The organism is Brotaphodocola sp. (assembly GCF_050873065.1).
GTDB lineage: Bacteria > Bacillota > Clostridia > Lachnospirales > Lachnospiraceae > Brotaphodocola.
On sequence record NZ_JBNMIC010000023.1, the window covers coordinates 1 to 21,910 of the forward strand.

At 50.3% G+C, this 21,910-nt stretch carries 18 protein-coding genes and 1 tRNA gene; all 19 read left to right on the forward strand.

The features are described from left to right. The first annotated feature begins 171 nt into the window (after positions 1–171). The 19 genes from ACR0QE_RS07655 (at position 172) to queA (ending at position 21,853) form a co-directional block, all read left to right on the forward strand. Positions 172–1,059: a metallophosphoesterase gene (locus ACR0QE_RS07655; RefSeq protein WP_432627780.1), complete on the forward strand. Its 888-nt coding sequence runs from the start codon at positions 172–174 to the stop codon at positions 1,057–1,059. Positions 1,060–1,277: 218 nt separating this feature from the next. Further along, positions 1,278–2,891: a nitrite/sulfite reductase gene (locus tag ACR0QE_RS07660; protein ID WP_432627781.1), complete on the forward strand. Its 1,614-nt coding sequence runs from the start codon at positions 1,278–1,280 to the stop codon at positions 2,889–2,891. Between the two features lie 155 nt (positions 2,892–3,046). Further along, positions 3,047–3,847 carry a segregation and condensation protein A gene (locus tag ACR0QE_RS07665; protein ID WP_432627782.1) on the forward strand — a complete coding sequence of 267 codons (801 nt, stop codon included), beginning with the start codon at positions 3,047–3,049 and terminating at the stop codon, positions 3,845–3,847. Positions 3,848–3,929: 82 nt separating this feature from the next. Beyond that, positions 3,930–4,802: an SMC-Scp complex subunit ScpB gene (gene scpB / locus ACR0QE_RS07670; RefSeq protein WP_432627783.1), complete on the forward strand. Its 873-nt coding sequence runs from the start codon at positions 3,930–3,932 to the stop codon at positions 4,800–4,802. Positions 4,803–4,840: 38 nt separating this feature from the next. After that, positions 4,841–5,272 (forward strand): dUTP diphosphatase, encoded by a 432-nt coding sequence (locus tag ACR0QE_RS07675; RefSeq protein ID WP_432627784.1) that lies wholly within the window; start codon positions 4,841–4,843, stop codon positions 5,270–5,272. Positions 5,273–5,284: 12 nt separating this feature from the next. Next, positions 5,285–6,196, forward strand: a complete 912-nt coding sequence (locus tag ACR0QE_RS07680) for a tetratricopeptide repeat protein (protein WP_432627785.1) — start codon at positions 5,285–5,287, stop codon at positions 6,194–6,196. A 97-nt stretch (positions 6,197–6,293) separates the two neighbouring features. Beyond that, positions 6,294–7,547, forward strand: a complete 1,254-nt coding sequence (gene hflX, locus ACR0QE_RS07685) for a GTPase HflX (protein ID WP_432627786.1) — start codon at positions 6,294–6,296, stop codon at positions 7,545–7,547. Positions 7,548–7,718: 171 nt separating this feature from the next. Further along, entirely contained in the window at positions 7,719–8,663 is a 945-nt protein-coding gene (locus tag ACR0QE_RS07690; protein ID WP_432627787.1) for a transporter substrate-binding domain-containing protein, read from the forward strand. 296 nt (positions 8,664–8,959) lie between these two features. Next, positions 8,960–9,739, forward strand: coding sequence for an amino acid ABC transporter permease (locus tag ACR0QE_RS07695; protein ID WP_432627788.1), 780 nt, complete (start codon positions 8,960–8,962; stop codon positions 9,737–9,739). Further along, complete coding sequence (locus tag ACR0QE_RS07700; protein WP_432627789.1) at positions 9,723–10,499, forward strand: amino acid ABC transporter ATP-binding protein; 777 nt, start codon at positions 9,723–9,725, stop codon at positions 10,497–10,499. Before ACR0QE_RS07695 ends, ACR0QE_RS07700 begins: the two co-directional genes overlap by 17 nt. A 57-nt stretch (positions 10,500–10,556) precedes the next feature. Beyond that, positions 10,557–12,005: a M20 family metallopeptidase gene (locus tag ACR0QE_RS07705; protein ID WP_432627790.1), complete on the forward strand. Its 1,449-nt coding sequence runs from the start codon at positions 10,557–10,559 to the stop codon at positions 12,003–12,005. A gap of 244 nt (positions 12,006–12,249) precedes the next feature. Further along, positions 12,250–14,469 carry an ATP-dependent zinc metalloprotease FtsH gene (ftsH, locus tag ACR0QE_RS07710; protein ID WP_432627791.1) on the forward strand — a complete coding sequence of 740 codons (2,220 nt, stop codon included), beginning with the start codon at positions 12,250–12,252 and terminating at the stop codon, positions 14,467–14,469. Between the two features lie 82 nt (positions 14,470–14,551). Continuing rightward, entirely contained in the window at positions 14,552–15,505 is a 954-nt protein-coding gene (locus tag ACR0QE_RS07715; protein ID WP_432627792.1) for a YARHG domain-containing protein, read from the forward strand. Between the two features lie 341 nt (positions 15,506–15,846). Beyond that, positions 15,847–18,684, forward strand: a complete 2,838-nt coding sequence (gene uvrA / locus ACR0QE_RS07720; RefSeq protein ID WP_432627793.1) for an excinuclease ABC subunit UvrA — start codon at positions 15,847–15,849, stop codon at positions 18,682–18,684. A gap of 31 nt (positions 18,685–18,715) precedes the next feature. Then, entirely contained in the window at positions 18,716–18,883 is a 168-nt protein-coding gene (locus ACR0QE_RS07725) for a hypothetical protein (protein WP_432627794.1), read from the forward strand. Between the two features lie 6 nt (positions 18,884–18,889). After that, positions 18,890–19,378 carry an HAD family hydrolase gene (locus ACR0QE_RS07730; RefSeq protein WP_432627795.1) on the forward strand — a complete coding sequence of 163 codons (489 nt, stop codon included), beginning with the start codon at positions 18,890–18,892 and terminating at the stop codon, positions 19,376–19,378. A 94-nt stretch (positions 19,379–19,472) separates the two neighbouring features. After that, positions 19,473–19,544: transfer RNA gene (locus tag ACR0QE_RS07735), tRNA-Arg, on the forward strand. 201 nt (positions 19,545–19,745) lie between these two features. Next, on the forward strand, positions 19,746–20,741 hold the full coding sequence (locus ACR0QE_RS07740) for a hypothetical protein (protein WP_432627796.1): 996 nt from the start codon (positions 19,746–19,748) through the stop codon (positions 20,739–20,741). A gap of 86 nt (positions 20,742–20,827) precedes the next feature. Then, on the forward strand, positions 20,828–21,853 hold the full coding sequence (gene queA / locus ACR0QE_RS07745; protein ID WP_432627816.1) for a tRNA preQ1(34) S-adenosylmethionine ribosyltransferase-isomerase QueA: 1,026 nt from the start codon (positions 20,828–20,830) through the stop codon (positions 21,851–21,853). The last annotated feature ends 57 nt before the right edge of the window (positions 21,854–21,910 follow it).

Here is a 21,910-nt window from a genome sequence, read left to right on the forward strand (position 1 = left end):
ATCAGAATAACTCCTTTCTTGGATGTAGGTTTATAGTTTTTAGTCAACTCTATTATACCATATCCGGTGAGGAGTTATTTGTTTATAGGTAACAAAAAATGCCGTATTTATGCGGCTTGTGGCGTTTCGCAAACGCCTATATAAAAAAGGTATAGAGAGGGACAAGGAGAGATGACATTTGGAATCAGACAGGTTCTGCCGTGGGCAGCGGCAGGTGCAGCGGGGGCGGCAGCAGTTCTTGCGAGATCCCGCTATGAGAGAGATCATTTTGTGACAGAGGAAGTTGAGATTTCCTCGAAAAAGCTTGCGAGGGAGTGGACGGCAGTCTTTCTGTCTGATCTGCATGACAAACAGTTTGGAGAAAACAATGAGCAGCTTGTCGAGGCGATCCGCGAGGTCGGTCCGGATCTGATCCTGATCGGCGGGGACACGATGGTCGCAAAGGAGAAACTTGCAGACCTGACTGTGACGCGGGAGCTGATGGAGGAGCTGAGTCAGATAAAAAACTGCCGGATTTTCTACGGAAACGGCAATCATGAACAGCGTCTTTGCAGGGAGTGGGAGACTTACGGATCGATGTACCGGGAATTTCTGCACATTCTGAGGGAATGCGGGATCTGCTATCTGTCAGACCGCACGCTTCACGTCGGGGAGGATCTCGCAATCAGCGGTTTAAATATCGATCGCCCGTATTACCGCGACTTTTCACCGGCAAGGATGACGGAGCGCTACGTCAAATATCATCTCGGAGAGGCAGATCCGCGCCGCTTTGAGATCCTTCTGGCACATTCTCCGCTCTTCTTTGACGCATATGCCCAGTGGGGGGCGGATCTCACGCTCTGTGGTCATTTTCACGGCGGAACCATCCGTCTCCCGTATCTGGGCGGGGTAATGACACCCCAGTTTCAGTTTTTCCGCAAGTGCTGTGCGGGCACGTTTGAGGAGAATGGCCGCACGATGGTTGTCAGCAGAGGTCTCGGAACCCACTCGATCAATCTTCGCCTTGGAAATCGTCCCCAGCTGATTGTATTGAAATTAAAACAGCAAATAGCGGAATAAAATGCAAGAATTCGTGCAAAATACGAAAAGAGAAGAGACTTATTGCGAAAAAATGCGCAAGTATGCCGATAGACAGTAAATTTAATTCATGGTAAATTAGTCGGAAATAAATCGAAGCAAAACCCCAAGATAGGTGGATCGACTGAGGGCGGCTGTCAGAAAACAGACAGATGGACAGTGTCGAGTACATAGGGGTGAGAAGAGGAGAGATTGATTCCATGACGGATACCAGAAATACAGAATTTGAGAGCAGACATATTTACGGCGGCAGAGAACTTCATGCGGATCCGAGTCTCTGGCTGAGTGATTATACGGCGTTTGATCAGGCGACGGAGCAGTTCTACCGGAAAGAGATCGATGCGAAGACGTACAAGGGGATTTCGGGCGGATTCGGAAGTTATGCGCAGAGAGGGGCAGAGGCAAATATGCTGCGCCTGCGTCTTCCGGGCGGCAGAATTGACCGGAAAAAGCTGAAATTTCTTGCAGACTCCGTGAAAAAATATCAGGTGACGAAAGTGCATGTTACGACCTGTCAGACGGTTCAGTTTCACAACCTTTCCGGAGAAGATGTGTGTGTGCTTGCGAGAGAGGCCGTGGAGCATGGAATCATCACGAGAGGAGGCGGCGGAGATTTCCCGAGAAACACGATGGTTTCCCCGCTCTCCGGTGTTGAGAAGGGAGAGTACTTTGATGTGCTGCCCTATGCGCTTGTCACTTCCGATTTTTTGCTCGGATACATTCACGGACCGAAGATGCCGAGAAAGCTCAAAGTTGGATTTTCCAATTCTCCGGCGAATCTGACGCATGCGACTTACCGGGATCTCGGATTTGTCGCGCGGGAGGATGGCTGCTTTGACGTGTACAGTGCGGGAGGACTCGGACTGAATGCAAAGATCGGTGTGCGGGTCGCAGAGAGAGTGGAGCCGGATCAGATTCTCTACTATGTAGAGGCGATGCATGAGATGTTTCTGACCTATGGAAATTACGAGAACCGCGCAAAGGCGAGAAGCCGCTATATGCAGGATACCCTTGGCGGATCAGAAGCCTACCGGGATGCATTTTTGGAAAAACTGAGAGCTGTTTATGAATCCGGAAGAAACCTTGATCTTATTCTCACGGATGAGAAAAAGAAACTTTTTGGGGAGAAGAAGGCGGACGGAGAAATCCCGGAATCAAAGCGGGTGATTGCACAGAAGCAGGAAGGACTCTGCGCAGTTGTCTATCATCCGGTCGGCGGCTGTCCGAATCCGGAGTTTTTTGAGCGGATCTATGAGACAGTTCGGGAGATGGATCAGGTAGAACTTCGCATTGCCCCGGATGAGAGCATTTACATCATCAACTGTACCGGAAAAGAATCAAAGCGGGTGCTTGCCTGCACAGCGGACGGAGCTGAGACAGAATTTTCCTGTTCCGTGGCATGCATCGGAAGTTCGATCTGTCAGCAGGGACTCAGGGATTCCCAGAGAATGCTTCAGAAACTTGTCGAGATGGAGCGCAGGGAAGGATTTGCAGACGGTGTTCTGCCGAAGATTCATATTTCCGGCTGCCCGTCATCGTGCGGAACGCACCAGACAGGAGTTGTAGGCCTGCGCGGTGCTGCGAAGAAAGTGGACGGAGAGATGCAGATCGCGTTTCAGCTGACTTACGGTGGCTGCGATCTCCAAAATAAAGAAAAGATGGGAGAGCTTCTTGGCACTCTCTCGGAAGATCAGGTGATTGCATTCTTTGAGGAACTTGGACACAGAATCTCTGAAACGGGCCTGACCTTTGAGATCTGGCAGAGACAAAATCCTGATCTCTTTGAGGAGATTGCAATGCCGTACACCCGGTAGGAATAGATAACCCCCTTGCTCTGGAAGAAGAGCGGCATCATTTTGCGGTGCCCCTTATTTACAGGGCGGGGGTTTTTTGTTATACTTGGAAAGAAATTGTGTGACTGTAAAAGGATGAAACAGTTGCGAAACTTTTAGGAAAATGTGGGGAGAATATGGCGGCAATTTCATATAAATTGGAGAAATTTGAGGGTCCGCTTGACCTTTTGCTTCATCTGATCGAAAAAAATAAGATCGATATCTACGACATTCCGATTGTGGAGATTACGCAGCAGTATCTCGCCTATGTCAGCCAGATGGAAAAAGAGGACTTAAATCTTGTCAGCGACTTCCTTGTGATGGCGGCAACACTTTTAGATATCAAATCCCGGATGCTTCTGCCGGCTGCCCCGGAGGAGGATGAGGAGGAGAGCGGAGAGGATCCGCGTGCAGAGCTTGTCCGCCGCCTGATGGAGTACAAGATGTACAAGATGATGGCACAGGAGCTTTCTGATATGGAGGAGGAAGCAGAGGGGATTCTCTTTAAAGGCCCGACAATTCCGCGGGAGGTGGCAAGATACGAACAGCCGGTGGATCTTGATGAGCTTCTTGACGGGCTGACACTTGCGAAGCTTCAGCGGATCTTTGAGTCTGTGATGAAGAGGCAGCGGGACAAGGTGGATCCGATTCGGAGCAAATTTGGAACGATTAAGCGGGAGCCGGTGAGCCTTGAACAGAAGGTGATGGAAGTCATGACGTATGCGAGAAAACACCGGACCTTCCGCTTCCGGCAGATGTTAGAGGGACAGGACAGCCGTCTTGAGGTCGTTGTGACGTTCTTGGCAGTTCTGGAATTGATGAAGATCGGCAAGATTCATCTCACCCAGGAACATGCTTTTGATGACATGGATATTGAGATTCTTGAGGCTGAGGGAGAAGAGTCGGCGATCGATCTGAAAGATCTGGAAGATAAATAGCTGCCGGATGCAGACAGAGATTTTCTGAATGGAAAATTCTGTATGATACGGCAGCGCGAATAAGCAGTGAAAAGGAAATGATATGGGAAGTCTGTTTGACGATGATGATGAGGACGAGGAATTTGATCTGGCGGCGATAGAGGCGCGCCATGCACAGATGGAGGCGGAGGCTCTTCTCGACGAGGAGGAGAGACACCTTGAGGAAGCGTTTGCGCGCACAGAGGGTGCACAGGAAGCGGACGCAGTAGACGGAAGGCAGGGGATCGTAAGGCAGGAGACAGAGAACGATCAGACCGAGACGGTTCAAACCGGGAAATCAGAGGAGGAGAATACAATTCCGGGAATTTATCCGGCGTCCGACTGGGAGGCGATTGTGGAGGCAGTCCTGTTTACGATGGGAAATTCTGTTCCGGTGGAGCAGCTCGCGGCGGCGATTGACCAGAGCGAGGAGGTTGCAAAGCGGGTAGTCAGAAATCTTCAGAGGCGTTATCAGCAGGAAAATCGCGGAATGCAGATTATTGAGCTTGAGAATGCCTACCAGATGAGCACACGGGCAAAATATTATGAGAATCTGATCCGTGTGGCGTCGGCGCCGAAGAAGCATGTGCTCTCGGACGTTCTTTTGGAGACGCTCTCGATTGTAGCTTATCGCCAGCCGGTGACGAAGATTGAGATCGGGCGGATTCGCGGGGTATCGTCGGATCATGCGGTCAATCGCCTTGTCGAGTATGGCCTGATTTACGAAGCGGGTCGCCTCGATGCGCCGGGCCGTCCGGCACTGTTTGCGACGACCGAGGAATTTTTGAGACGGTTTGGAGTCGGAACAATCACAGATCTGCCGACAATGAATCCGGAGCAGAAAGAGGAGATCATTCAGGAAGTGGAGGAGGAACTGCAGCAGGCAGATCAGACATCCACGCAGGAAGATACCGATACAAAGAATAAAAAAGAATAAAGAATAAAAAAAGAAAAGAAAAAAGGAAGAGAACAGGGATGAAAATCAGAATCAAATATTTTAAAGAAAACATGGAAAAGCTGACGTATGTGGATGGAAAGTCGGACTGGATTGATCTTCGGGCAGCGGAGGACGCCAAGATGAAGGCAGGAGAGTTTCGCCTGATTCCTCTCGGAGTGGCAATGGAACTTCCGAAGGGCTATGAGGCTCATGTGGTGCCGCGCAGCAGTACTTTCAAGAATTTTGGCATCATCCAGACGAATCATATGGGAGTCATTGATGAGAGCTACTGCGGAGATGGGGATCAGTGGTTTTTCCCGGCATACGCTCTGCGCGATACCGAGATTCATGAGGGAGACCGTATCTGCCAGTTCCGCATCATGGAACATCAGCCGCAGATCAGCTTTGAGGAGACGGATCATCTGGACCATGAAGACCGGGGCGGACACGGAAGCACCGGAAGAAAGTAAGAGGCGAGAATTGTGGATAGATATTCAGCAGACGGGGTAAAGCGAAGAAAGGGAAGCATCATTGAACTTGACAGTGCCAGAAAGATGAGCCGTGCGGCAAATGGAGGAGAGGGATCCGGGCGAAGATATTCCGGTGGTGCGAGACGAATCAGTGAGCAGGAACGTAAGGAGCAGGCAAAACGTGCTGAGATGGCGAGACGGATGGATGAGTCGCGCCGGGGATCTACTCGCCGGAAAGGACCGTCGAGAAGACGGAGAGGTCAGGGTGGACGCATCGGAGCTCTGATTGCTTTGCTCGCAGTTGTGGTGATCTGCTGCGGGTTTGGATTTGTGCATCACCGGAACTGGAAAGAAGAGCACCGGCTTGCACAGGCAGGAGTTGAGTACCTGAATCAGGGAAATTATGAGGCAGCACTGGAGACGCTCTCAGACGCCACAAAGAAGGCTGGAAAGCGACTCGGGGATTATGAGAAACAGATCCTTGGAGCACTCGCTGAGGCGCAGTACCGCACAGAAGATTACGATACGGCACTTGAGACGTATCAGAAACTTCTGGCGACGGATGGCAAGAATGAGACCTATAAGAGAGGGGTGGCGCTCTGCCTGACGGAAAAGAAGGATTACGAGGAAGCGCTTAAACTCGGCGTTATGCAGGCGGAGATTTACAGCCGGATGGCGACGGATCAGATCAACGAGAAGGATTATGCTTCGGCACAGACGTCTGTGGAGCAGGGGCTGGCTCTTGTCGGGGACAATCAGAAGACGGCAAAGGAACTTGCCTACGACGAGGCGGTTCTCTGGGAATATGCCGGAGATTACGGAAAGGCGCTGGAACTCTTTGAAGCTTATGAGGAAAAGTATGGAGAAGAGGATGAAACCAGCCGTGAAATCACCTTCCTCAGAACCCGCCAGGGAAATAATTAGAAACGAACTCATTAGAAACAAAAAAGTAGAATTAAGGTTAAGATTAGGATCAGGATCGCAGGAGACTTAACTGCAATCTGGAAAGAGAACAGAAAATATGGCAGATTTGATTGAATTGAAAGAAGTGGAGGAGCGCGTCATTCTGATTGCGGTGAATACCAGCGAGGAAGAAGATACGGCAGCCTCCCTCGATGAGCTTGAGGAGTTAGTGAAGACGGCGGGAGCCGTGACGGTCGGCAAGATGATTCAGAACCGCGAACAGATTCACCCGGGCACCTATCTCGGAAAAGGAAAGATAGACGAAGTGCGGGAGCAGATCGCTTTGCTTGGCGCAACCGGTGTTGTCTGTGATGATGAGCTCTCACCGGCGCAGATGAGAAACCTCGAAGATGCACTTGACACGAAGGTGATGGACCGGACGATGGTTATTCTTGATATCTTTGCCTCCCGCGCGACGACGAGCGAGGGAAAGATCCAGGTAGAACTGGCACAGCTCAAATATCGCGCGGCACGTCTTGTTGGTCTTAGAAGTTCCCTCTCGCGTCTCGGAGGCGGAATCGGAACGAGAGGACCGGGTGAGAAAAAGCTAGAGATGGACAGACGACTGATCCATGAGAGAATCAGCCAGCTCAAGGCGGAACTTGAGGAAGTGAAGCGCCACCGCGAGGTGATTCGCCGTCAGCGGGAAAAGGCACACACGCCGGTTGCCGCGATTGTGGGATACACGAATGCAGGAAAATCGACGCTCTTAAACCGCCTGACGGATGCGGGAATCCTTGCGGAAGATAAGCTGTTTGCGACGCTTGACCCGACAACGCGCAGCTTAGAACTTGACGGAGGACAGCAGATTCTGCTGACGGATACGGTTGGATTTATCCGGAAGCTTCCGCATCATCTGATTGAGGCATTCAAGAGTACGCTTGAGGAGGCAAAGTACGCAGATCTCATCCTTCACGTTGTGGACTGTTCCAACCCGGCGATGGACATGCAGATGCATGTTGTCTATGAGACGCTTCGGGAACTGGAAGTCGGGGACAAGGTGATGGTCACAATTTTTAATAAGACGGACCGGATGACCGGTGAGGAGCTTCCGAGAGATCTCCGCTCAGATTACCAGATCCGAATCTCGGCAAAGACCGGAGACGGAATTGACCGCCTGAAAGATCTGCTCGGGGAGATTCTGCGCAGCCAGAAAGTGTATATGGAACGCCTTTTTGCATACAGCGAGGCCGGGAAAATCCAGACAATCCGCAAATACGGCGAGCTTCTCTCTGAGGAATATGAGGCGGAGGGAATCCGTGTGAAGGCCTATGTGCCGGCAGAACTTTTTGCGGGGCTTATGCAGGAATAAGCGGAGTTTCGGTTCAGAAAATTCCAAACTGTGTAGAAGAACCTGAATTTCCACGAGAAATGCACTTGATTAATTTAAAAAAAAAGATATAATGGATAACGGTTAGCTGTTTTATATTTATGCATATATTCATCTAAAATGTATATATGCAGAATGAGGAGGATGAAAATTATGAAAAAGAGATTTCTGGCATTAGGCATGGCAGCATGCATGGCAGCTTCTTTAACTGCATGTGGCGGAAGCAGTGCAAAAGAGACCAGCGCAGCAGCTGAGACGACCAAGGAGGAGACCACTGCAGCAGAGGGCGAGTCCAAGGAAGAGTCTTCCGCTGAGGAGAGCAAGGCAGATACCGCAGACGTTGAGACCGTTACAGACGGAACCCTGACGGTAGCAACCAGCCCGGATTTTGCTCCGTATGAGTTCTATGCAATCGGTGAGGACGGCAAGCCGCAGCTTGCAGGTTTTGATATGTCCCTGGCTCAGTACATTGCAGACTATCTTGGACTGAAACTTGAGGTTGTTACGGTTGACTTTGATGGCGTTTTGAGCGAGCTTCAGACAAAGTCCGTAGATCTGGGCATGGCAGGACTGTCTCCGGATCCGAAGCGTGAGAGTATCATGGATTTCTCCGATATCTACTACACCGGCGGCCAGTCTCTGGTAACCGTAAAGGACAATGCAGACAAGTTCAACACCTTTGAGGCAGTTAACAAGTCCGATGTATCCGTAGGTGCTCAGACCGGTTCGATTCAGCTGGATCTGGCAAATACCAACACCCCGGATGCAGACATCGTATCTCTTCCGAAGGTAACCGATATCATCTCTGAGCTTCTGGCTGGCAAGCTGGATGCTGCTTTCATCGAGACCGATGTAGCAAAGAGCTATCAGCAGAACTATCCGGAGCTTGAGATCGTTATGGATGTTCCTTACGACAGCAAGGGATCTGCAATCGGTGTCAGCAAGGGCAATGAGTCTCTGCTTGCAGCTGTAAACGAGGCAATTGCAGCAGCAACCGAGGATGGTTCCATTGAGAAGTTCATTGCAGAGGCAAATGAGCAGGCTTCCGGCAATACCTATGAGGGTCTGCTGGATTCTGAAGGAAACGTTCAGCAGTAATCAAGTTGCAGATGTTCAGATGGATTTTCTGGACGCGGAATCAAAAATTCGCCAGCTTTTCCTTTCAGAGGGAAGGTTGGCGGTTTTTGCTGTCTATTTGAGATCCCGCCGGGATAGAGCGTGCTTGAAAAATCCATTCAGGCGAAATATCCCTAATGCATTTTTCAAACATACTCTAGGGGTTGTGAACTGCTTTTTATGAAACAGCCTTAAACCGCTTAGAACCGCTTAGAGTAAGACAAAACGTGACTGTGAAGGGACTGAACAGTTGCGACAAAACATGAAAGGAGTACCTTATGTTTATTCAGGCAGAAAATTTTGCGAAAATTGTGCCTTACACCCAGCTGTTTGGCCAGGGAATTCTGGTAACGGTTTTGTTATCGGTGTTTACCGTCCTGATTGGCTTCTGTATCGCCCTTGTGTTGGCGCTGATGAGAATGTCAAACGTGTGTCCGTTCCGCTCTCTCGGATTGGATAAGGATGGTCATATGAGAGAAGGAGGATTTCTTCTGCTTCTCAGCCGTTTTAACCCGCTGTCCTTCCTCGCAACCGCATATGTAGAGATTCTTCGCTCTACTCCGGTGCTGGTGCAGATCTTTATCATTTATTATGGAGTGTTTGGAATGGTGAAACTGCCGGGATTTGAGATGTTTGGATTCATTAAATTCAGCCGTTTCTTCCCGGGTGTCATTGCGCTTGGAATGAACTCCGGAGCTTATCTCTGTGAGATCATCCGTGCCGGTATTCAGTCAATTGACGGCGGACAGACGGAGGCAGCGCGTTCTCTCGGTCTCTCCCAGGTCCAGAACCTGCGCTATATCATTCTGCCGCAGGCATTGAAGAACATTCTGCCGGCGATTGCAAATGAGTTTGTCGTTATCATCAAGGAGTCGGCAATTACCTACACGATCGGTGTGCAGGACATTATGTCCGCAGTAAACGCGGTAAAGGGAGCAACCTTTGTCATCGTGGAGCCTCTGCTGGTAGCAACGGCAATCTACTTCTGCCTGTGCTTCCCGACTTCCAAGCTGATTGCATATTTTGAAAGGAGAATGAGCCGTGGCGACAAGAGATAGTTTGATTCAGGTAAAAAATCTGAAAAAGCATTACAATCATGGAGCGATTAAGGCACTTGACGATGTGACCGTGGACATCAACAAGGGAGATGTAATGGTCGTGATCGGACCGTCCGGTTCCGGAAAATCTACATTTCTGCGCAGCTTGAATCTCCTCGAGGAACCGACCGGAGGAGCAATCATCTTTGACGGAATTGATATCACAAAGAAGAAATACGAGGATGAGAACGGAAAGACGGTCAAGCTCGACATCGATCATCTCCGTCAGAAAATGGGAATGGTGTTCCAGCACTTCAACCTTTTCCCGCACATGACGATTCTCGAGAACATGGTGCTTGCACCGATGAAGGTGCGCGGAATGAGCAGAGAGGATGCAGAGAAGAAGGCACTGGCTCTTCTCGACCGCGTCGGCCTTAAGGACCGTGCAGGTGCTTATCCGATTCAGCTTTCCGGCGGACAGAAGCAGCGAGTTGCGATTGTGCGTGCGCTTGCGATGGAACCGGAGGTTATGCTGTTCGATGAGCCGACTTCCGCTCTTGATCCGGAGATGGTCGGAGAGGTTCTCGATGTTATGAAGGAACTTGCAAAAGAAGGAATGACGATGGTTGTCGTGACGCATGAGATGGGCTTTGCCCGCGAGGTCGGAAACCGCGTGCTCTTTATGGCAGATGGAAAGCTTCTCGAGCAGGGAACTCCGGAGGAGATCTTCGAGCATCCGAAGCATGCAAGACTCCAGGAGTTCTTTGCAAAGGTATTGTAAAAGCTTGCGGAAAGAGACGGGAAGAGCGTTATGACAGAGAAAGGAAGCGTTTAAGAGATGACAGAAGAGAAGAAGGCGGCGCTTGCCGTGATTGAGGAGAAAAAGGAGGAGATCTGCGGAGTGGCAGATCGAATCTGGGAGTATGCAGAGCTGTCTCTGAAGGAGTTTCAGTCTGCGGCTCTTTACTGTGAGACTCTGGAAAAAGAGGGATTCCGCGTGGAAAAAGGGATCAGCGGGATTGAGACGGCATTTTCCGCAAGCTATGGAAGCGGACGTCCTCTGATCGGAATTCTCGCAGAGTATGACGCACTTTCCGGTCTCTCCCAGGTGGCTGGAAGCACGGAGCGCAAGGAGCGAATTGCAGGTGGAACCGGTCATGGCTGCGGCCACAACCTTCTCGGAGCCGGTGCGTTTGCTGCTGCTCTTGGTGTAAAGGCTTATTTAGAGAAGACAAAGACTCCGGGAACGGTCGTCCTCTACGGCTGTCCGGGTGAGGAAGGCGGAGCTGCAAAAGCATTTATGGCGCGCGACGGAGTCTGGAAAGATCTCGATGCAGCGCTGACCTGGCATCCGGATGATGTCAATGAGGTTGCAACCGGTTCCTCAAATTCCTGTATTCAGGTACAGTACAAATTCACCGGTGTTGCCTCCCATGCGGCCGGAGCACCGGAGTATGGACGGAGTGCGCTTGATGCAGTGGAACTGATGAATATCGGAGTGCAGTTCCTTCGTGAGCATATGAGCGACAAGGCGAGAGTGCACTATGCGATCACCGATGCGGGCGGATGTAGTCCGAACGTTGTGCAGCCGAGAGCGAGTGTCCTTTATATGGTCCGCTCGAATCACGTGTCGGAGGCGATTGATCTCCAGAAGCGTGTGGACCGGATTGCCGAGGGCGCAGCTCTGATGACGGATACGACGATTGAGCGCAAGTTTATCGATGGTCTGTCCGATACGATCAGCAATTTCGCACTTGAGCGGGTTCTGTACAAGAACTTTTCGGAGATCGGTGTTCCGTCCTACACGGAGGAGGAGAATGCATTTGCAGATGAGCTTTCTGAAACTTATGCAGGAAATGACCAGGTTCCGGGTGTTGCGGCAGAAAATGACTTTGCACTGAGAGAAGAGGTTGTGAAAAAGCAGAAAGAGGTCGGTCATGCGATGAATGCATTTCTTGCTCCTCTCTATCAGGGTGAGGCATTTAAGGCAGGATCGACAGATGTCGGAGATGTGAGCTGGCTGACGCCGACTGCCCAGATCCATGTCGCAGCATGGCCGAACGGCTGCCCGGGTCACAGCTGGCAGAATGTATCCTGTGACCGGACTGAGATCGGACACAAGGCAGCAGTCTGCGCCGGAAAGGTGCTTGCAGCGACGGCGATTGATCTGTTTACAGAACCCGAGCTTTTGAGCGAGGCGCGCCAGGAATTTGAGAAGCGGACGGCAGAGGGATTTGTCAGTCCGATTCCGGCAGATGCGGTTCCGGTTGTTCCGGATCTCGGCTGAGAATGAGACGTTTTCTTTCTTTGAACCAGCAAAGGGTGACAGATTTTTAAAGGAAAGTTTATAAATTTTTAAGCGGGGCGAGGGTTTAAAATCCCTCGCTCTTGTTGTATACTAAATGGGAAAACATTTCTGACACTTTTGTTTGAAATGTGTCAAAAAGATTTGGTGACGAGATTTATTTGGTGACAAGATTTGGTGACATGGCGGACAAAAGATAAGGAAATAAACAGAAGGAGAAAAATCTATGGGTGTAAAGAATGATGATCCAAGGCAGACTCCGTCAAAGAAGCTGCTTTATTATTATGGAATCGTTCTGTTGATTACACTTCTGCTGAATGCCCTCGTAGTTCCGATGATGGCGGAGCGGAAAGTGACAGAAGTTCCATTTAATCAATTCTTGAAAATGGTAGATGACGGAGAGGTCGCGAAGGTTGCGCGGGGGGATGGTCAGATCACATTTCAGGCAAAACCCGCAAACGGGGAGAAAGAGGGGGCCATCTACAAGACCGGCGACTGGCAGTATGATGACCTGACCCAGCAGCTTCTCGACAGCGGAGTCGATTTTGCGGAGGATATTCCGACAAAGGCATCTCCGCTCCAGAGCTTTATTTTCAACTGGGTACTCCCGATTATCATGTTTGTCGTGCTCGGACAGCTTTTAAGCCGTATGATGACGAAGCGCATGGGCGACGGCATGGGCGGTGTGATGACGTTTGGAAAGTCGAATGCGAAGATCTATGCGGAAGCGGATATTCACACGAATTTTGCGGATGTGGCAGGTCAGGAAGAGGCGAAGGACGCACTGAGGGAGATTGTGGATTTTCTGCACAATCCGAAGAAATACACGGATATCGGTGCAACCTTACCGAAGGGTGTTCTTCTTGTCGGCCCTCCTGGAACCGGTAAGACGCTTCTTGCGCGCGCCGTTGCAGGTGAGGCACACGTTCCGTTCTTCTCGATCTCGGGATCTGAGTTTGTCGAGATGTTCGTCGGAATGGGTGCGGCAAAGGTCCGTGATCTGTTCAAGCAGGCGAATGAGAAGGCTCCATGTATCGTCTTCATCGATGAGATTGATACGATCGGAAAGAAGCGTGATGGCGGCGGCTTCTCCGGAAATGATGAGAGAGAGCAGACGTTAAACCAGCTGCTTGCCGAGATGGACGGCTTTGATGGAAGAAAGGGCGTTGTGATTCTTGCAGCGACGAACCGCCCGGATTCTCTTGATAAGGCGTTGTTGCGTCCCGGCCGTTTTGACCGCAGAGTGCCGGTAGAGCTTCCTGATTTGAAGGGACGCGTGGCAATTCTGAAAGTGCATGCAAAGAAAGTCAAGATCTCCGACGATGTGGATTTCGAGGCAATCGGACGTGCGACTGTCGGAGCGAGCGGTGCAGATCTGGCAAACATCATCAATGAAGGTGCTCTGCGTGCTGTCCGTCAGGGAAGACGCATTGTGAGTCAGGCGGATCTTGAGGAGAGCGTGGAGGTTGTGATTGCCGGATACCAGCGCAAGGATGCGAGCGTCTCTGAGAAGGAGAAGAGGATTGTGGCTTACCATGAGGTCGGTCATGCGCTTGTTGCAGCCTGTCAGAGTGAGAGCGCTCCGGTTCACAAGATCACGATTGTCCCGAGAACGTCCGGTGCACTCGGCTATACGATGCAGGTGGAGGACGGAGAGCGTTTCCTTATGAGCAAGGAAGAGGCGCTCAACAAGATTGCAACTCTGACTGGCGGACGTGCTGCGGAGGAATTCATGTTCCATTCGATCACGACCGGAGCTTCCAACGATATTGAGCAGGCGACGAGAATGGCGCGTGCGATGGTTACCCGCTACGGAATGAGCAGCCAGTTTGGAATGGTTGCGCTTGAGACGCTGACGAACCAGTATCTCGGCGGAGACACGACGCTTGCATGTTCTCCGGAGACTTCCCGCCTGATCGATGAGGAGGTCATCCGAATCGTGAAGGAGCAGTACGAGAAGGCGATGGGAATTCTCAAAGAGCACGCGGCAAAACTGAATGAGATTGCCGGATATCTGTTAGAGCGTGAGAGCATCACCGGCGAGGAATTCATGGAGATGTTAAACGGAGAGAAAGCGGCAGAAGAAAAATCGCCAGAAGAACAATCAGAATCGGACGAGAAGACGGCAAAAAAATCTGAGACCACGAAAGAATCTGAAAGTGGAAATGTGGAAGTCAAAGAAACCAAGAGCACAGAAGCTGAGAATGTGGAAGCAGTAAATGCCGATGCAGAGAAAGTCGACGATGACGGGAAGGCAGATCCTGCACCGGAGACAGAGCAGTGTGCTGGGACGGTTGAAACGGCTTCCCACCGTGTGAGTCTCGAAAAGCCATCTGAACCGGAAACTGCCGGGGAGGACGAGAAAGTTTCTGGGCATTTAGAAGAGAATCAGACGAAGAACCAGACGGAGACTGAAGCGAGAGAAGATCAGGGCAATCAGCAGTGATTTTGCGAAAAGAAGATAAAGAAGATAAGATACAGAAGAAGAAAACAAAAGAAAAATACAGAAGAAAAAGAAGGTCGGACAGATGAGAAAGAATCTATATGTATTGGCGGTTTTGGCAGCGGCATCAACAGTATGCCTTTCTGCCTGCGGACAGAAGACAACAGAAAATGTAAATCTTACTTCTTCTGCTCAGACACAGAGCAGCCAGAGCCAGTCGGAAATTCAGATTGCAAAAGACGGGGAGAGCCAGACGACTGCGGAGACGATGCCGCTTACGGAGGCAGCCTCCGAGATGAGCACAGAGGAGAGCGAGAAGACACTTGAGCAGAGTCCGAAGAGCGATGTTGTCCAGACGACGGCAACTGCTCCGGCATCCGCATATCCGGATGAATATCAGAGTTACGTCGGAAGATGGGTAAATAAGGACAGTGCTCGATGCAGTATGGAGATCCGTTCCAATGGCAACGGGACATATGCGGTTGAGATTACATGGAGCAACAGTGCAGCAGAACATTACAGCTGGACGATGACCGGAAAACCTTCCCAGAAGCGCAGAGGCGGTGGACTCGATTACACGGATGGTGTGAGAACACTTGTGACGTTTTTGGATGACAACACCTCCCAGTCGAAAGTGGAAGCTACGGGAGAGAGCGGTAATTTATTTGTGAATGAGAGCCGTACCCTGCTCTGGACAGATCCGGGTGAGAATGGCGGGGAAGAAGTGGAATTTTACTACGATGGTGAAATCTCCGGTACGGAAACGGCAGGCAGTGATTACATCATCGCGGGGAGTGATACCCGCAAACTTACGGAAGCGGAGCTTTCCGGTCTTACAAAGGATCAGCTGAGACTGGCAAGAAATGAGATCTATGCCCGCCATGGACTGATCTTTCAGGTAAAGGATCTTCAGGACTACTTTAGTCAGAAAAGCTGGTATTCTCCAACGGTAGTATATGCACAGTTTGACGATAAAGTGCTGAATACTTATGAGAAGGAGAACTTGGAGCTGATTAAGAAAGTGGAGAACAGCAAATAATAAGAAGACTAAAAATTAAATAAAATCGAACAAATGTTTGCAATCTGCGAGGGGATATGATAAAATGAGAACAGAAAAACAGTACTGTTCATGCGAAATCATACTCTCATCATGTTCCATGAAAAAATTGTAGAATCATCGAATCATGAGATTATGGAATTCTGATTTAAGCGCGCCACCCCACTTTTTTAGGTATGGGATGGGCGGCGCAGCTTAAAGAGTTCTGGAATTGCGGATTGACAGATTAGCAGATGGAGACATGGTATCGAGAAAATGAGGATGGAGCGTGTTTGAGAATTCAGACACGCTCTTAAATCAACTTAAGGAAAGGTCTTTGAGCGATGGCAAAACAATATATCAAAATTCGAGGTGCGAATGAGCACAATTTGAAAAATGTTTCTCTTGATATCCCAAGGAATGAACTTGTGGTTCTCACGGGACTGAGTGGATCGGGAAAGTCTTCTCTGGCGTTTGACACGATTTATGCGGAGGGACAGCGCCGCTATATGGAGTCCTTGTCCTCCTATGCCCGTCAGTTCCTCGGTCAGATGGAAAAGCCGGATGTGGAGAGCATTGAGGGGCTTTCCCCGGCGATCTCCATCGACCAGAAGTCGACGAACCGCAACCCGAGATCCACAGTCGGAACGGTTACAGAGATCTATGACTATATGCGTCTTCTGTATGCACGGATTGGTATCCCGCACTGTCCGAAGTGTGGCAGGGAGATCAGACGCCAGACGATCGATCAGATGGTGGATCAGATCATGGCACTCCCGGAGCGGACAAAGATTCAGCTTCTCGCACCGGTCGTGCGCGGGCGCAAGGGCGAACACGTCAAGCTTCTCGATCAGGCGCGAAAAAGTGGTTATGTCAGGGCGCGCATTGACGGAAATCTCTATGAGCTGTCAGAAGAGATTCATTTAGAGAAGAACATCAAGCACACGATCGAGATTGTGGTTGACCGCCTTGTCGTGAAAGAGGGAATTGAGAAGCGTCTGACGGATTCGATTGAGACGGTTATGGGACTCTCGGAAGGTCTTATGACGGTTGACGTGATTGGAGAAGATCCGATTCAGTTCAGCACCAGTTTTGCCTGCCCGGACTGCGGAATCAGTATTGAGGAGGTGGAGCCGCGCAGTTTCTCCTTCAACAATCCGTTTGGAGCCTGCCCGGACTGTTTTGGTCTCGGATACAAGATGGAATTTGACGAGGATCTGATGATTCCGGATAAGTCTTTAAGCATTTCCCAGGGCGCGATCGTCGTGATGGGATGGCAGTCCTGCTCGGAGAAGGGCAGTTTCACGCATGCGATTCTTGAGGCGCTGGCAGAGGAGTACCACTTTGACCTCGATACGCCGTTTGAGGATTATCCAAAAGAAGTCCAGAACATTTTGATCCACGGAACAGATGGACATGAGGTGAAAGTCCATTATAAGGGACAGCGCGGCGAGGGTGTTTACCCGATTGCCTTTGAGGGACTGATCAAGAATGTGGAACGGCGCTACCGTGAGACTTTCTCGGAGACATCAAAGGCAGAGTATGAGACTTTTATGAGGATTACCCCGTGCAAACTCTGTAAAGGACAGCGCTTGAAGGCAAGTTCTCTTGCCGTGACGGTCGGAGGAATCAATATTTATGAGGCGACAGAGATGTCGATTGCGAAATATCGCGAGTTTCTCGAAAATCTGACACTGACACCGATGCAGCAGTCAATCGGGGCACAGATCCTGAAAGAAATCAAGGCACGTCTCGACTTTCTTTTGAATGTCGGTCTTGAATATCTCTCTCTGTCCCGCGCGACAGGCACGCTTTCCGGAGGAGAGGCGCAGAGAATCCGGCTTGCGACACAGATCGGTTCCGGACTTGTGGGTGTGGCGTATATTTTGGATGAGCCGAGTATCGGTCTTCACCAGAGGGACAATGACAAGCTTCTCGCCACGCTGACGCGTCTGCGTGATCTTGGAAACTCGGTGCTCGTCGTGGAGCATGATGAGGATACAATGAGAGCTGCGGACTGCATTGTGGACATTGGTCCGGGCGCCGGAGAACACGGCGGTGAGGTTGTCGCGGTAGGAACTGCTGAGGAGATCATGAAGTGTGAGCGGTCTGTGACCGGTGCTTACTTAAGCGGCCGAATCCGGATTCCGGTTCCGGCAGAGCGCAGAAAGCCGACAGGATTTCTGACGGTGCGCGGTGCAGCGGAGAACAATCTGAAGAATATCGATGTGACGTTTCCGCTCGGTGTTATGACGTGTGTGACGGGCGTCTCGGGATCGGGAAAGAGTTCCCTTGTCAATGAGATCCTCTATAAGGCACTGGCGCGCAAACTGAACCGTGCACGGACGATCCCCGGAAAATTTAGAAAAATTGAGGGGCTTGAGCAGTTGGACAAGGTGATTGACATTGACCAGTCCCCGATCGGAAGAACTCCGCGGTCGAACCCGGCGACGTACACCGGCGTGTTTGATATGATCCGTGATCTCTTCGCGTCGACTCCGGATGCGAAGGCAAAAGGTTACAATAAGGGACGTTTCAGCTTTAACGTGAAGGGCGGACGATGCGAGGCGTGCAGCGGAGATGGAATTATCAAGATTGAGATGCACTTCCTCCCGGATGTCTATGTTCCGTGTGAGGTGTGCGGAGGAAAGCGCTACAACAGGGAGACGCTCGATGTCAAATACAAGGGAAAGAGCATCTATGATGTGCTGAACATGACGGTTGAGGAGGCGATGAAGTTCTTTGAGAACGTGCCGTCCATTTACCGGAAGATCGCAACGCTCAACGATGTCGGTCTTTCTTATATCCGTCTGGGGCAGCCGTCGACCCAGCTCTCCGGAGGAGAGGCACAGCGAATCAAGCTTGCTACGGAGCTGAGCCGGAGAGGAACCGGAAAGACGATTTATATTCTGGATGAGCCGACGACGGGACTTCACTTTGCAGATGTCCATAAACTGGTCGAGATTTTGCGCAGACTCTCTGACGGAGGAAACACCGTTGTGGTGATTGAGCACAATCTCGATGTGATCAAGTGTGCCGATTATCTGATTGATATCGGACCGGAGGGCGGAGACCGTGGAGGTACGGTGATTGCGCAGGGAACCCCGGAGGAAGTCGCAGAAAATCCGCGCTCTTACACCGGACAGTACGTGAAAAAATATTTGACGTCACAGGAAATGTGATCTGGAAGTTTTGCAGGAAAGGAAGAAGAAAGTGGGAGATAAGATGCTGAAGGCAGTGATTTTTGATATGGATGGAGTCCTCATTGACAGTGAGATTGAATACCTCAAGCGAGATTTTGAGTATGCCAAGATAAAGAATCCGGATGTGAAAATGGAAGATCTCTTTGGAATGGTGGGATCCTCAAGAGAAGATGCCTAGAGCTGTATGGTGAAGGCGATCAAGAGTGACAAGACCTGGCAGGAAGTTCGGGATGAGTTCCGCAGCAACCGGGATGTCTTTTCAGAGATTGATTACCGCGCAATTTTTCGCCCGGAGGTTCCCGGAATTCTGCGTGCGCTTCAGCAGAAGGGACTTCGCCTCGCACTTGCTTCGAGCACCCAGAAAGATCTGATTTTGAGAGTACTTGAGGAGAATGGAATCCGTGAGTTTTTTGAGGTGATTGTCAGCGGAGCACAGTTTAAGAGAAGTAAGCCGGACCCTGAGATCTATCACCACACGGCACAGCTTCTCGGACTTTCGGAGGGTGAGTGCCTTGCTGTTGAGGATTCCACATTCGGTGTCACTGCGGCATACCGTGCCGGGATGCCTGTTACGGCACTGATTGATGAGCGATTTGGATTTGACCAGTCCTTGGCTGGATGGAGGATGCACAAACTGGAAGAAGTGATATCGATCGCAGAGAGTCTGCTTTGAGTTTGTGATTCCTGTACATGGGCAGGCATTTTCTGAATGGAAAATATAAAAAATACTTGCAAAATAGGAACAATTCGTGTATGATAAAGGAGATGCGTCTGTAGCTCAGTGGATAGAGCAGTGGCCTCCGGAGCCGCGTGCGTAGGTTCGATTCCTATCAGACGCATTTTCTTTTTGCTGAAGAGCCCTATTTGAAAGCCTGTGTGCTGGAAGATAGGGCTCTTTGTTGATATGGAACAGAAGATGATCTTTCTTGCTTTTTCAATGGCATTTTGCTATGATAGGATGCGGATAAAGAGACAACATCCAAAAACAGGAATTGATTTATTACAGGCGAGAAGAGACAGACTGGAGGAAAATTTGAACAATGGGACTTAACGATAAGAAAAAAAGTGGATTTCAGTTGGGAAAAGACCCCAAGAAAATGCTGCCGGTTGTGCTGATTCCGGCGGCGGTGATTGTGTTGATCGCAGTGATTGTACTCTCTGACCGCAAGCAGACGCCAACGGCTGCCGTACAGACAGAGACGACTCAGGAGAACGCACAGGGCGGCGACGGATCTGGAAGTTCTGACGGAGAAGAGACTTCTGAGAATACAGATGAAAATCAGACGGATGCAGAAGGTGAGAGCAAAGCGGAGGGAGAGAGTGCAGATTCCGAGACAGAGAATTTTGAGTCGGATACGCTGAAAAAGGACTCCGTGCCGGAGATTCTTAGCCTGATGAAAACGTATTTTCAGGCGCGTGCAAATGCGGACGCTTCTGCGCTGAATCAGGTCTACGGGGGCGGCGAGAAGGAAGAATGGCAGCTTCAGAAAGAGGCCGCAAAACTGCGCAGCAATTCCAAATATGTGCAGACTTTTGAGAATGTGACGACGTATGTGACTGAGGGACCAGAGAGCGATACCTGGCTGGTATATGCACTGGCAGATATCCGCTTTAATTCCGTGAAGACCACAGCTCCGATGATTATGTGGTGCTGTGTGCAGAAAGACTCCGAGGGAAATTACCATATTTTGAGAGATGATGATATCTCCGATGAGATGCAGAAATTTGTCGATACGGAGAATCACTCAGAGAATGTGCGCCGTCTTGCCTCAAGTGTGAACACAAAGCTCAAAGATGCGATTGAGTCTGACGAGGAATTAAAGACGGTCTATGGAGTTTTGAGAGACGGTTCTCCGGTTTATGAGGAGAATGGAAGCGAGAAGAGCGTTGTCGTGGAGGATGAGCAGACTTCTGCGTCTGAGGAGAGCAGTGCAGGTGCCGATGGAGATTCTTCAAGTGATACGACAAGTGCAGCGGAGTCCGCAGAGACGGGCAGTGAGTCTGCGACGTCCGGCGAGAGCGGTGCAGAGAGTTAAAGACAGATAATGCAAAGCAATCTACGATATATTTCAGCAAATAAATATGGAAAGTGTGACAAGAGAAAATGGAAATGAAACAGGCTATGAACGTAACGGATTACAATTTTGATTTACCGCAGGAACTGATTGCTCAGGATCCGCTTGAGGATCGTTCTTCCTCCCGCCTTCTGGTTCTGAATAAGGAGACCGGAGAGACGGAGCACCGCGTATTCCGCGATATTGTGGAATATCTCAAGCCGGGCGACTGCCTCGTCATCAATGACACGAAGGTTATTCCGGCGCGACTGCTCGGAGTAAAAGAAGACACAGGTGCACATGTTGAGGTTCTTCTCTTAAAGAGAAAGGAAAACGACATCTGGGAGACACTTGTAAAACCGGGAAAAAAGTGCCGTCCGGGTGCTGTCCTCAGTTTTGGAGATGGCCTTCTCAAGGGAACGGTTATCGATGTAGTTGACGAGGGAAACCGCCTGATCCAGTTCTCCTATGAGGGTATTTTTGAGCAGATTCTCGATCAGCTCGGTCAGATGCCGCTGCCGCCGTACATTACCCACCAGCTCAAGGACAAGAACCGCTATCAGACGGTTTATGCGGAGCATGAGGGATCGGCAGCAGCTCCGACTGCAGGGCTTCACTTTACAAAGGAACTCTTAAAGCAGATTGAGGATATGGGAGTGAAGATTGCGCATGTGACGCTTCATGTGGGTCTTGGCACGTTCCGTCCGGTGAAGGTGGACAATATTCTGGACCATCATATGCATTCCGAGTTTTATATGGTGGAGGAGTCTGAGGCAAAGAAGGTCAATGACACGAAGGCAGCGGGCGGACGAGTGATCTGTGTCGGAACGACGAGCTGCAGAACGGTAGAGTCTGCCGCAGATGAGAATGGAATTTTGAGAGCAGGCAGCGGCTGGACGGAGATCTTTATCTATCCGGGATACAAATTTAAGATTCTGGATTGCCTGATCACGAATTTCCATCTGCCGGAGTCCACTCTGGTGATGCTCGTGTCTGCACTGGCAGGAAGGGAGAACATTCTCAATGCTTATCAGGAAGCGATTAAGGAGCGTTATCGTTTCTTCAGCTTCGGAGATGCCATGTTCATCAAATAACGAACATTACGGCTCAGAGTCGATGCTTGCGTTGACTTGAATAATCTTCAATCAATA

Bases quoted from the DNA above. Each gene is read 5' to 3' on its own strand.
- ACR0QE_RS07655 (WP_432627780.1), top strand. From the start codon at position 172: ATGACATTTGGAATCAGACAGGTTCTGCCGTGGGCAGCGGCAGGTGCA.
- ACR0QE_RS07660 (WP_432627781.1), top strand. From the start codon at position 1,278: ATGACGGATACCAGAAATACAGAATTTGAGAGCAGACATATTTACGGC.
- ACR0QE_RS07665 (WP_432627782.1), top strand. From the start codon at position 3,047: ATGGCGGCAATTTCATATAAATTGGAGAAATTTGAGGGTCCGCTTGAC.
- scpB (WP_432627783.1), top strand. From the start codon at position 3,930: ATGGGAAGTCTGTTTGACGATGATGATGAGGACGAGGAATTTGATCTG.
- ACR0QE_RS07675 (WP_432627784.1), top strand. From the start codon at position 4,841: ATGAAAATCAGAATCAAATATTTTAAAGAAAACATGGAAAAGCTGACG.
- hflX (WP_432627786.1), top strand. From the start codon at position 6,294: ATGGCAGATTTGATTGAATTGAAAGAAGTGGAGGAGCGCGTCATTCTG.
- ACR0QE_RS07690 (WP_432627787.1), top strand. From the start codon at position 7,719: ATGAAAAAGAGATTTCTGGCATTAGGCATGGCAGCATGCATGGCAGCT.
- ACR0QE_RS07695 (WP_432627788.1), top strand. From the start codon at position 8,960: ATGTTTATTCAGGCAGAAAATTTTGCGAAAATTGTGCCTTACACCCAG.
- ACR0QE_RS07705 (WP_432627790.1), top strand. From the start codon at position 10,557: ATGACAGAAGAGAAGAAGGCGGCGCTTGCCGTGATTGAGGAGAAAAAG.
- ftsH (WP_432627791.1), top strand. From the start codon at position 12,250: ATGGGTGTAAAGAATGATGATCCAAGGCAGACTCCGTCAAAGAAGCTG.
- ACR0QE_RS07715 (WP_432627792.1), top strand. From the start codon at position 14,552: ATGAGAAAGAATCTATATGTATTGGCGGTTTTGGCAGCGGCATCAACA.
- uvrA (WP_432627793.1), top strand. From the start codon at position 15,847: ATGGCAAAACAATATATCAAAATTCGAGGTGCGAATGAGCACAATTTG.
- ACR0QE_RS07730 (WP_432627795.1), top strand. From the start codon at position 18,890: ATGGTGAAGGCGATCAAGAGTGACAAGACCTGGCAGGAAGTTCGGGAT.
- ACR0QE_RS07740 (WP_432627796.1), top strand. From the start codon at position 19,746: ATGGGACTTAACGATAAGAAAAAAAGTGGATTTCAGTTGGGAAAAGAC.
- queA (WP_432627816.1), top strand. From the start codon at position 20,828: ATGAACGTAACGGATTACAATTTTGATTTACCGCAGGAACTGATTGCT.